Source organism: Streptomyces sp. NPDC001880 (assembly GCF_053594575.1).
The window spans coordinates 102954-114522 of record NZ_JBSFET010000017.1 but is presented as its reverse complement, the minus strand read 5'-3'; the positions used below and the strand labels follow the sequence as shown (position 1 = coordinate 114522).

The following is an 11569-nucleotide window of genomic DNA, read 5'->3' as shown; positions in this document are numbered from 1 at the left end:
GGATGAGATCGGCGGTGTCCAGACACCGCAGCCGGCCGTGCTGGGGCGTAACGGCAGCTACGCGGTCTTCCGTAAACTCCATCAGAACGTCGCCGCCCTCCTCGGCCTCAGCGGCGGCGAACCGACCTCGCACGGGGTCCTCCAGGTGATCGCCGTGCTCGTCGCGGCGCAGCTGGTCGCCTGTGTGCCCCATCTGGCGCGCGGCGCCGGCTGGGCCCTCGACCGGGTGGCCCGCCGCATCCTGACCGTCGCCTTCGCAGCCGTGTGCTTCCAGCCGCTGTACAACAGCGGCCGCACCGGGAGCCGGTTCGGCGAGGGCCCGTCCTATGTGCTCGTGCTGCTCCTGATCCTGGTCCTGACCGCGCTGTGCGACGCCGTGCTCGCGGCCCTGCTGCTGCGCTCGCGTACCCGCCACCCCTACCCGCCGCTCCTGCGGGACGAGCTGCGCGGTCTCATCGGCATCGGGTCGGCGGTCTGTGCGACCGGGGTCGTGATGGCCCTCGGGGTGGCCGTCGCCGGGCTGTGGGCGCTGCCCGTCCTGTGCGTGCCGCTGCTGCTGACCCAGGTCTCGTTCCGCCGGTTCGTCGCCGTGCGCACCACCTACCGGCAGACCATCGCCTCGCTCGCCAGGTCCACCGAGATCGCCGGGTACACCCCGCACGGGCACGCCCGCAGGGTCGCGGTGCTCTGCCGGGCCGTCGGCCGCGAGCTGGGGCTCTCCGGGAACCGGCTGACCGTGCTGGAGCACGCCGCCCTGATGCACGACATCGGCCAGCTCTCACTGGTCGACCCGGTTCCGGACGGGGCGACGGCCACTCTGCCCGCCGCCGAGCAGCGCCGCATCGCGCTTCTTGGCGGGGCCGTGGTCCGGCAGACCGGGGTGGACACCGAGATCGCCGTCGTCGTCGAACGGCAGGCCGACCCCTATCGCGAGCAGCCGTTGTCCGCCAGGATCGTCAGGGTCGTCAACGCATACGACGACCTGTGCGGGGAAAGTCTCATCGGGCCGCTGGGCGCACTGGAACAACTCAGGCTCGGGACCGCCCACGACTATCAGCCCGAAGTCGTGGAATCACTGGCCAGGGTCCTGGCCCGGGGCGGCCCGGCCCCGGTCCTGCCCGGGTAACCCATGGGTAATGAGCGGGCGCCCGGCCCGGCATGGTTGGATGCGAAGAAGAGCGGAAAACGAGGGTGTCCAGTCGGGACAGGCGGGAATCGTGAGGATCTTCGGGAAGGTACGGCATCGGCCCTCCGCCTCTTGGCGGCAGGCCACGGACCGCGCGTTCACGCTGATCGGCGACGGCCGGTACGAGGACGCGGGCGCACTGCTGACACGTGCGGCGGACCTGGAACCCTGGCTCTCGGAGTCGTGGTTCAACCTGGCGCTGCTGCACAAGTTCCGGCATGACTGGGAACAGGCGAGAGCCGCCGGTCTGCGAGCCGTCGCGCTGCTCGACAAGGAATCCGGCGCTCCCGACTGGTGGAACGTCGGGATCGCCGCCACCGCGCTGCAGGACTGGCCGCTGGCCCGCCGGGCCTGGCAGGCATACGGCCTGAAGGTGCCGGGCGCCGGACAGCACACCTCGGCGGCCAACAGCGAGCCGGTCGGCATGGAGCTGGGCAGCGCCGCGGTACGGCTGTCGCCGGAGGGCGAGGCCGAGGTGGTCTGGGGCCGCAGGCTCGATCCGGCCCGGATGGAGGTGCTCTCCATTCCGCTGCCGTCGTCCGGCCGCCGCTGGGGCGAGGTCGTGCTGCACGACGGGGTGCCGAACGGCGAGCGGGTCACCGCGGCCGGGCCCGCGTACCCCGTCTTCGACGAGATCGAGCTGTGGGCGCCGTCCCCCGTGCCGACCTGGGTGGTGCTGCTCGAAGCGGCCACCGAGACGGACCGGGACGCGCTGGAGCAGCTGGCGTCCGACGCCGGGTTCGCCGCCGAGGACTGGTCGTCCTCCGTGCGGCTGCTCTGCCGGGCCTGCTCGGAGAGCCGGATGGAGAGCTACGAGGGCGACGGCGAGCACCTCGACCCGCACGACCACAGCGAGCCGGGGCATCCGGGCCCGCTGGGCCACCGCACCGCCGGTGAGCTGTGGGTGCCCGAGCGGGAGTGCGGGATAGCGGCGCCGGCCGGGCTGGTGCGCGGTCTGCTGGACGGCTGGGTGGCGGACAGCCCGGAAAGCCGCGAGTGGCGGGATCTCGAAGAAGTCTGCTGACCGGTGCCCGTAGGCTGTACAGGCACCGGTCGCGGTGCTCGGGCCCCGGAACTGTCGGGCGGCCGGGTTTCAGGTATGGCCGGGTTTCAGGTTTTATGGCCGGGCTTCAGGTTTTGAGGAAGGCGTACGGCGGAGATGGCGCAGCAGGAGACGGACGTGCAGATCAGCGTCGACGACGAGGGTTTCGTCGTGGACACCGAGGACTGCGAGGCGCGTGAGGCGGCGCATCGCGAGCGCGGCACCTCCCGTCCGATCACGGTCGTGGGCAACCCGGTGCTGCACAAGGAGTGCAAGGACGTCACCGAGTTCGACGACGAGCTGGCCCGGCTGATCGACGACATGTTCGCGAGCCAGCGGACGGCGGAGGGCGTGGGCCTGGCCGCCAACCAGATCGGTGTCGACCTCAAGGTCTTCGTCTACGACTGCCCGGACGACGACGGCGTGCGGCACGTGGGCGCGGTCTGCAACCCGGTGCTCGACGAGCTGGCGCCCGAGGAGCGGGTCCTGGACGACTCCAACGAGGGCTGCCTCTCCGTCCCGACGGCGTATGCCCCGCTGGCCCGCCCGGACTACGCGGTGGTCCGCGGACAGGACGCCAAGGGCAACCCGGTGAAGATCCGGGGCTACGGCTACTTCGCCCGCTGCCTCCAGCACGAGACGGACCATCTGTACGGCTATCTGTACATCGACCGGCTCTCGAAGCGGGACCGCAAGGACGCACTGCGGCAGATGGCGGAGAACACCCCGCGCTACGAGACCGTGCCGAACGACTGAGCGCACACCCGGCTGCCACCGACGGGCCCGGTCCTTCCCGCGAGGGGACCGGGCCCGTCCGGCTTCTTTTCCGAGTGGGCGTCAACTGCCATTCATTTATGGGTAGTTGACGCGCGTTGACTCGTCCGACAGGCTCTCTCCCCACACCTCCTCACGACGGCAGGGAGCCCCCTCGGGGTACTCCCGGTTCGCAGAATGACTGCTGCCCGCCCTCGCCGGGCTCGCCCGCGAGCTGCGCGCCGCGGAACGGGCCCGGAGCGACGGACCCCTACAAACGGCGGGCGCCGCGCGGCCGGTCACGGCTGCGCGGCGCCCTGGCTCAGAAGCTGGGCCCGAATCTCAGAAGTCGTCGTCGAAGGCGACCGAGCCCTCCACCGCCACCTGGTACGCGGACGGCCGGCGCTCGAAGAAGTTCGTCAGCTCCTGCACGCCCTGGAGCTCCATGAACGAGAACGGGTTCTCGGAGCCGTAGACCGCCGGGAAGCCCAGCCGGGTGAGCCGCTGGTCGGCGACGCACTCCAGGTACTGCCGCATCGACTCGGTGTTCATGCCGGGCAGTCCGTCGCCGCACAGATCACGGCCGAACTGCAGCTCCGCGGCCACCGCTTCCTTCAGCATGTCGGTGACCTGTTGCTGGAGCTCGTCGTCGAAGAGGTCCGGCTCCTCCTTGCGGACGGTGTCCACGACCTCGAACGCGAAGTTCATGTGCATCGTCTCGTCACGGAACACCCAGTTGGTGCCCGTGGCGAGACCGTGCAGCAGACCCCGTGAGCGGAACCAGTAGACGTACGCGAACGCGCCGTAGAAGAACAGCCCCTCGATGCACGCCGCGAAGCAGATCAGATTCAGCAGGAAACGGCGGCGGTCGGCCTTCGTCTCCAGCCGCTCGATCTTCTCGACCGAGTCCATCCACTTGAAGCAGAACTGGGCCTTCTCACGGATGGACGGGATCTCCTCGACCGCGTCGAAGGCGGCGGCGCGGTCCTGAGGGTCGGGCAGATAGGTGTCCAGCAGCGTCAGATAGAACTGGACGTGCACGGCCTCCTCGAAGAGTTGCCGCGACAGGTACAGCCGCGCCTCGGGGGAGTTGATGTGCTTGTACAGCGTCAGCACCAGGTTGTTGGAGACGATCGAGTCGCCCGTCGCGAAGAACGCGACCAGCCGGCCGATCATGTGCTGCTCGCCGGGGGACAGCTTGGCGAGGTCGGCGACGTCGGAGTGCAGGTCGACCTCCTCCACCGTCCAGGTGTTCTTGATCGCGTCGCGGTAGCGCTCGTAGAAGTCCGGGTAGCGCATGGGCCGCAGGGTCAGCTCGAAGCCCGGGTCGAGCAGGTTCTTCTCGGAGTCGGTGGTGCTCATTACTGGCAGGCCTCGCAGGACTCGGGGTTTTCGAGGGAGCAGGCGATCGCGTCCGCGTCGGGCGCCGAAGCCTGCTGTACGGGAATGGGGGCGGCGGTCGTGCCCTGGCCAAAGGCGGCACGGGCGATCCGGGTCGCCGGGCGCGAGCGCAGGTAGTACGTCGTCTTCAGCCCCTGCTTCCAGGCGTACGCGTACATCGAGGAGAGCTTGCCGATCGTCGGCGTCTCCAGGAACAGGTTCAGCGACTGGCTCTGGTCCAGGAACGGCGTACGGGCCGCGGCCATGTCGATCAGGCCGCGCTGCGGGATCTCCCACGCCGTGCGGTACAGCGCCCGCACCTCCTCCGGGATCCAGGCGAAGCCCTGCACCGAGCCACTGGCCTCGCGCAGCGCCTCACGGGTGCGCGCGTCCCACACCCCCAGCTGCTTCAGCTCATCCACCAGATACGCGTTGACCTGGAGGAACTCACCGCTGAGCGTCTCACGCTTGAAGAGGTTGGAGACCTGCGGCTCGATGCACTCGTAGACCCCCGCGATCGAGGCGATCGTCGCCGTCGGCGCGATGGCGAGCAGCAGCGAGTTGCGCATCCCGCTCTTCGCGACGCGGGCGCGCAGCGCCTCCCACCGCTCCGGCCAGTTCAGCTCGGTGTCGTAGTGGTCGGGGTGCAGCACGCCGCGTGCCGCCCGCGTCCGCGACCAGGCGGGCAGCGGTCCGGACCGTTCGGCGAGCTCGCAGGACGACTCGTACGCGGCGAGCATGATCCGCTCGGAGATCTTCGTGGAGAGCGCGCGGGCCTCGGGGGAGTCGAAGGGCAGCCGCAGCTTGAAGAAGACGTCCTGGAGACCCATGGCGCCCAGGCCCACCGGGCGCCACTTGGCGTTGGAGCGGCCGGCCTGCTCGGTCGGGTAGAAGTTGATGTCGACGACCCGGTCCAGGAAGGTCACGGCGGTGCGGACGGTGGCGTCCAGCCGCTCCCAGTCGATGGAGCCGTCGGTGACGAACGCGCCGAGGTTGACCGAGCCCAGGTTGCAGACCGCCGTCTCGCCGTCGTCGGTGACTTCGAGGATCTCGGTGCACAGGTTCGACGAGTGGACGACGGTGCCCGGCTCGGCGGTCTGGTTCGCGGTCCGGTTGGAGGCGTCCTTGAACGTCATCCAGCCCTGGCCGGTCTGCGCGAGGGTGCGCATCATCCGGCCGTACAGCTCGCGGGCCGGGATCGACTTGCGGGCCAGCCCCTGGGCCTCGGCGGCCCGGTACGCGACGTCGAACTCGTCGCCCCACAGGTCGACGAGGCCGGGCACGTCGGCGGGCGAGAACAGTGACCAGTCGCCGTCCGCGTCGACCCGGCGCATGAACTCGTCCGGGATCCAGTGCGCCAGGTTGAGGTTGTGCGTACGCCGCTGGTCCTCACCCGTGTTGTCGCGCAGCTCCAGGAACTCCTCGATGTCCGCGTGCCAGGTCTCCAGGTAGACGGCGGCGGCGCCCTTGCGGCGGCCCCCCTGGTTGACCGCGGCGACGGAGGCGTCGAGCGTCTTCAGGAACGGCACGATGCCGTTGGAGTGCCCGTTTGTGCCGCGGATCAGCGAACCGCGGGAGCGGATGCGGGAGTACGGAAGACCGATGCCGCCCGCGTGCTTCGAGAGCCGGGCCACCTGGTGGTAGCGGTCGTAGATCGAGTCGAGCTCGTCCAGCGGGGAGTCCAGCAGGTAGCAGGAGGACATCTGCGGGTGCCGGGTACCGGAGTTGAAGAGCGTGGGGGAGGAGGGGAGGTAGTCGAGCCGGCTCATCAGGCCGTACAGCGCCGCCACTTCGTCCACGGCGCGTTGCGACTCGTCCTCGGCGAGCCCGGACGCGACCCGCAGCATGAAGTGCTGGGGCGTCTCGATGACCTGACGGGTGTGCGGGTGGCGCAGCAGGTAGCGGCTGTGCAGGGTCCGCAGCCCGAAGTAGCCGAAGCGGTCGTCCGCGCCGTCGGCGAGCGAACGCTCCACCAGCGCGTCGAGGGCGGCCGAGTGGTGGGCGACGAACGCGGCGGTGCGGTCCGCGATCAGGCCCTCGCGGTGCCCGACGGCGACCGAGGCGGAGAAGGAGACCGCGCCCTGGCCGGCCGCCTCGTCCGCGATGGTGAGGGTAAGGAGCCGGGCGGCGAGCCGGGAGTAGGCGGGGTCCTCGGAGATCAGACCCGCGGCGGCCTCGGTGGCCAGCGAACGCAGCTCCGCCTCGTCCGCCCGGGCACTGCGGCCGCGCAGCGCGGCCGCAGCGACCCGGCCGGGGTCGGTGTCGGGCAGATCGGCGGTGAGGCCGGTCAGGGTCCGCAGCAGCGCGGCCCCCGGTCCGTCCTGTGCGGCTGCCTCGGACTCGGCTGCTGCGGACGCGGCGGCTGAAGCCGGATCGGCTGGCGCGATGGTCACGTGGTGCTCTCCCTCGCTCGGCTCGGGGCCGGCGGGGAACGGGGCAGCCCTGCGGACGCGCACACCCGGGTCGGGGCAGCGCTCCGCACGGCGTCCACCGGCCCAACCGCGAGGCCCGGACGTCTGGGCATCCGGTTCGGTCGAGCCGGATGCGCTGCCGGCAGGTCATCGGACTGACTCCGGGGTGCACAAAAGTGCACTGGATACACCGTTGCGGGACAGTTCCGGATTCTCACCGGATTCCCCTGCGGCGACAGCGAGGACGAGCATACATGTGGGGGCTGCCCGAAGAGGCAGCCCCCACATGTTGTGTCGGGTCGACCGGGTCCGATCCGTGCGGACGGCCCGGACGCGGGTGGTCAGTGACTGCCCGGCGCCCCCGCGGTGGCCGGCGGGAGTTCCGCCCTGACGCCCGGGTCGCCCGCGTCGGCGGTGTAGTCGGCCGGGGAGGTCTCGTCGATCCCGGCGGGCGCCTTCACGGCGTTCAGGACGAAGGTGAGCACCACCGTCACCACCACGTTCAGCACGAACGCGGTGAGGCCGATGTAGCCGATCTCGCCGATGCCGGGGATCTGTGCGGACGAGCCGCCGAAGTGCTTCTGCGTCGGCGAGGCGACCCCGTACGCGGCCACCGTCCCGTACACCATGCCGACCGCCCAGCCCGCGAGCAGCGCCCAGCGGTGGAACCAGCGGGTGAACAGGCCGCCGACCAGGGCCGGCATCGTCTGGAGGATCCAGATGCCGCCGAGCAGCTGGAAGTTGATCGCGACCGTCTTGTCCATCGTGAGGACGAAGGCGAGCGCGCCGACCTTGACCAGCAGCGACACCAGCTTGGAGATCTTGGTCTCCTGCTCCGGGGTCGCGTCCGGCTTGAGGAAGTCCTTGTAGATGTTGCGGGTGAAGAGGTTCGCCGCGGCGATCGACATGATCGCGGCGGGTACCAGCGCGCCGATGCCGATGGCGGCGAACGCGACGCCCGCGAACCAGTCCGGGAACATGTTCTCGAACAGCTGCGGGATGGCCAGCTGTCCGTTGTCCACCTTGATCCCGGCCGCGATGGCCATGAAGCCGAGCAGCGCCAGAAGGCCCAGCATCAGCGAGTACAGCGGCAGGATCGTGGTGTTGCGCCGGATCACATCACGGCTGCGGCTGGAGAGCGTCGCCGTGATCGAGTGCGGATACATGAACAGCGCCAGCGCCGAGCCCAGCGCCAGGGTGGCGTACCCCCACTGGCCCGCCTCGCCCGGCGCGAGCGCGCCGCGCGGCTTGCCGGTGGCCGGGTTGGTCTGCGAGAACGCATCGCCCGCCTTGGCGAAGACGTCGTCGAAGCCGCCCAGCTTGATCGGGATGTAGATGATCGCCACCGCGATGACCAGGTAGATCAGCCCGTCCTTGACGAACGCGATCAGCGCGGGTGCCCGCAGCCCGGACGAGTAGGTGTACGCGGCGAGCACCGCGAACGCGAGCAGCAGCGGCAGGTCCTTGACGAACCAGTGGGTGTTCTCGCCGCCGCCGACGCCCATCACGTCCAGCACCGCCTGGATGCCGACGAGCTGGAGCGCGATGTACGGCATCGTGGCGAGGATGCCCGTGAGGGCGACCGCCAGCGACAGGCCCTTCGAGCCGAAGCGCCCGCGCACGAAGTCCGAGGTGGTGACGTATCCGTGCTTGTGCGAGACCGACCAGAGCCGCGGCAGGAAGGTGAAGATCAGCGGGTACACCAGGATGGTGTACGGCACGGCGAAGAAGCCCGCCGCGCCCGCCGCGTAGATCGCCGCCGGCACGGCGACGAAGGTGTAGGCGGTGTACAGGTCGCCGCCGAGCAGGAACCAGGTGACCCAGGTGCCGAACGACCTTCCGCCCAGGCCCCATTCGTCGAGGCTGGCCTCGTTCTCGGCCTTGCGCCAGCGCGCCGCCAGGAAGCCCATGACCGTGACGGCCACGAAGAAGAAGATGAAGACGCCGAGCGCGACGCCGTTCACACCGTCCTTCACGCCGACTCACCTCCCTTGCGGGCGCGTTGGTCACGCTGCCACAGCTTGTACGCGATCATCGTGAGCGCGGTGGAGATCAGTACCCAGAGCATCTGGTACCAGTAGAAGAACGGAATGCCGATGAAGGTGGGGTCCACCTTCGCGTACGAACTCACCCAGAGCATCGCCACGAACGGCGCGATGAGACAGAGGGCGATGACCACCCGCACCGGTGTGACGGTGGGCGGCTTTGCTTCTGGGTCTGCTGGCATGCGGCGACTCCGTCCCCTCGCTGATCACCCTGTGATGCGCAGGAAATCTAGGGGAGGCTTCCGGTCACCGTCACCCCCTGTCCGCGTTGCGGTCCGGCAACGGTCCCCTGAGCGGGTACTTGTGTTCGTTTTCCCGCCAGACGTACGGCAGTCGGTCCGTACCAAGGTGTGCGAAAGGCCCCCGCGCGGTGGTGCGTTACGCGGGGGCCGTGAGCGGTGGGACGGGCTCAGTCCATGGGCCGCTTCAGCCGCGCCACGAACTTGTACCGGTCGCCCCGGTAGACCGAGCGCACCCACTCCACCGGCTCGCCCTGCCCGTCGAGCGAGTGCCGGGAGAGCATCAGCATCGGCAGTCCCACGTCCGTACCGAGCAGGCCGGCCTCGCGCGGGGTGGCCAGCGAGGTCTCGATGGTCTCCTCGGCCTCGGCCAGCCGTACGTCGTACACCTCCGCCAGTGCGGTGTAGAGAGAGGTGTACTTCACCAGTGAGCGGCGCAGCGCGGGGAAGCGTTTGGCCGAGAGGTGCGTGGTCTCGATCGCCATCGGCTCGCCGCTGGCGAGCCGCAGCCGCTCGATCCGCAGCACCCGGCCGCCGGTGGTGATGTCGAGCAGTCCTGCGAGCGTGTCGTCGGCCGTCACATAGCCGATGTCCAGCAGCTGGGAGGTCGGTTCGAGGCCCTGGGCGCGCATGTCCTCGGTGTACGAGGTGAGTTGTAGGGCCTGCGAGACCTTCGGCTTGGCGACGAAGGTGCCCTTGCCCTGGATGCGCTCCAGCCGCCCCTCGACGACCAGCTCCTGGAGCGCCTGGCGCACGGTGGTGCGCGAGGTGTCGAATTCGGCGGCCAGGGTCCGCTCCGGCGGCACGGGGGTGCCCGGCGGCATGGTGTCCGTCATGTCCAGCAGATGTCGCTTCAGTCGGTAGTACTTCGGGACGCGCGCCGTCCGCGTGGCCGCGCCCGTCTCGTTCTCCGTACTGCCCCCGTCGGCACCCATGGTCCGCCTTCCCGACGCTTGTGCTGCTGCCGTCACCGGCTCCTCCGTCTGTCGCGGCTCACATGGTGGCACGGTCCGGTCACGGCTGGTCGCCCTCCCTCAGGTGTCGGTCCTGTAACGGACGCGAGTGCACTTCTTATACACCCTTGACACCCCTAAAGGTCTAGGCCAAGCTCCCGGTGCTGGTCTAAACCATTAAAGACCAGGTCCAGCCCCAGCAGTACTCGTCGAATGTCTTCGCGGTGGGCGGGGTTGCAGTATCCCTGAGGAGGGTTTGGCGTGAAGCGCAAGCTCATCGCGGCGATCGGCGTCGCGGGCATGATGATCGGCCTCGCGGCGTGTGGGTCCGACGACGGCGGTGACAGCGGCAAGAAGGCCGGTCCGGACGCGTACAAGGGCCAGACCCTGACCCTGTGGACGATGTCCGGCTCGAACCCGCCCGGGTGGACCAAGGCGGTCACCGAGGAGTTCGAGAAGAAGACCAAGGCCAAGCTGAAGATCGAAGTCCAGGACTGGAACGGCATCCAGCAGAGGGTCACCACCGCACTCTCCGAGTCCAACCCGCCGGACGTCCTGGAGATCGGCAACACCCAGACCCCGGCGTACGCCAAGACCGGCGGTCTCGCCGAGCTCGGCGACCTGAAGAAGGAGATCGGCTCCGCCTGGGCCGACGGCGTCAACCAGCCCTCCGTCTTCGACGGCAAGCAGTACGCCCTGCCGTGGTACGTGGGCAACCGCGTCGTCATGTACAACAAGAAGGTCTTCAAGGACGCCGGTATCACCGAGACGCCGAAGACCCGCGCCGAGCTCTTCAAGGCGTTCGAGGCCATCGAGAAGAAGGGCGACGCCGAGCCGATCTACCTGCCCGGCCAGAACTGGTACTTCTTCGACGGCCTGCTCGTCGGCAAGGGCGTCTCGCCGGTGAAGAAGGAAGGCGACAAGTACGTCTCCAACCTGGCCGACCCGAAGGTCGCCGAGGCCATGGACATCTACAAGCAGTACCAGGCCTTCTCCAAGGCCCCCAAGGACAAGGACGAGGCCACCCCGCAGCAGGCCGAGGTCTTCGCCAAGGGCAGGACCGGCGCCGTCATCGCCATGGGCTACGAGGCCGGCACCGCCATCAAGGCCAACCCGAAGCTCAAGGACGACATCGGCTTCTTCACCATCCCCGGTGAGACGGCCGACAAGCCCGAGGGCGTCTTCCTCGGCGGCTCCAACCTCGCCGTGGCCGCGGGCAGCGAGAAGCAGGACCTGGCCAAGGAGTTCCTGAAGATCGCGCTCTCCGAGCAGAACGACGGCGCGCTCATCAAGGAGGCCGGCTGGTCCCCGAAGAACGACGCCATGCAGAAGTACACCGTCGGCCAGCCCGCCGCCGAGGCTGCCGGTCCGGCCGCCGCCAAGTCCGGTGGCACCACGCCGCTGATACCGGAGTGGGCGCCGGTCGAGAACCCGCCGAACCCGATCAAGACCTACATGACGCTGGTTCTCCAGGGCAAGTCGCCCGCCGAGGCCGCCAAGCAGGTCGAGGGCGAGCTCAACAAGCGCCTCGGCCAGCAGCAGTAGTCGCAAGCAGCGCGT

At 69.4% G+C, this 11569-nt stretch carries 9 protein-coding genes and 1 riboswitch; of the genes, 4 read left to right on the top strand and 5 right to left on the bottom strand.

Translation table 11 applies throughout. From position 1 onward, the window contains the following. The 3 genes from ACWCQ6_RS13520 to def all read left to right on the top strand — a co-directional run. Positions 1 to 1126 (top strand): HD-GYP domain-containing protein (locus ACWCQ6_RS13520; RefSeq protein WP_451088611.1); only part of this gene is annotated, 1126 nt, incomplete at its 5' end. 91 nt (positions 1127 to 1217) lie between these two features. Beyond that, positions 1218 to 2210, top strand: a complete 993-nt coding sequence (locus ACWCQ6_RS13515; protein ID WP_451088609.1) for a tetratricopeptide repeat protein — start codon at positions 1218 to 1220, stop codon at positions 2208 to 2210. Positions 2211 to 2345: 135 nt separating this feature from the next. After that, a complete protein-coding gene (def, locus tag ACWCQ6_RS13510; RefSeq protein WP_451088607.1) occupies positions 2346 to 2984 on the top strand; it encodes a peptide deformylase in 639 nt (212 codons plus the stop codon). Positions 2985 to 3323: 339 nt separating this feature from the next. Here def and ACWCQ6_RS13505 read toward each other — a convergent pair whose 3' ends face one another. The 5 genes from ACWCQ6_RS13505 to ACWCQ6_RS13485 form a co-directional block, all read right to left on the bottom strand. Further along, the gene (locus ACWCQ6_RS13505) at positions 3324 to 4343 is read right to left on the bottom strand and encodes a ribonucleotide-diphosphate reductase subunit beta (RefSeq protein ID WP_451088605.1); all 1020 of its coding nucleotides are present in this window, start codon (positions 4341 to 4343) and stop codon (positions 3324 to 3326) included. Then, entirely contained in the window at positions 4343 to 6754 is a 2412-nt protein-coding gene (locus ACWCQ6_RS13500; RefSeq protein WP_451088603.1) for a ribonucleoside-diphosphate reductase subunit alpha, read from the bottom strand. The genes ACWCQ6_RS13505 and ACWCQ6_RS13500 overlap by 1 nt, the downstream gene beginning before the upstream one ends. Before the next feature lie 142 nt (positions 6755 to 6896). Next, a riboswitch (cobalamin riboswitch) is annotated at positions 6897 to 7024 on the bottom strand. 89 nt (positions 7025 to 7113) lie between these two features. Next, positions 7114 to 8748: a monocarboxylate uptake permease MctP gene (mctP, locus tag ACWCQ6_RS13495; protein WP_451088601.1), complete on the bottom strand. Its 1635-nt coding sequence runs from the start codon at positions 8746 to 8748 to the stop codon at positions 7114 to 7116. After that, the gene (locus tag ACWCQ6_RS13490; protein WP_451088599.1) at positions 8745 to 8999 is read right to left on the bottom strand and encodes a DUF3311 domain-containing protein; all 255 of its coding nucleotides are present in this window, start codon (positions 8997 to 8999) and stop codon (positions 8745 to 8747) included. Before ACWCQ6_RS13490 ends, mctP begins: the two co-directional genes overlap by 4 nt. 227 nt (positions 9000 to 9226) lie before the next feature. Beyond that, positions 9227 to 9991 (bottom strand): GntR family transcriptional regulator, encoded by a 765-nt coding sequence (locus ACWCQ6_RS13485; RefSeq protein WP_451088597.1) that lies wholly within the window; start codon positions 9989 to 9991, stop codon positions 9227 to 9229. A gap of 279 nt (positions 9992 to 10270) precedes the next feature. Here ACWCQ6_RS13485 and ACWCQ6_RS13480 point away from each other — a divergent pair, with 279 nt between their 5' ends. Further along, the gene (locus tag ACWCQ6_RS13480) at positions 10271 to 11554 is read left to right on the top strand and encodes an extracellular solute-binding protein (RefSeq protein ID WP_451088595.1); all 1284 of its coding nucleotides are present in this window, start codon (positions 10271 to 10273) and stop codon (positions 11552 to 11554) included. Positions 11555 to 11569: the final 15 nt, after the last annotated feature.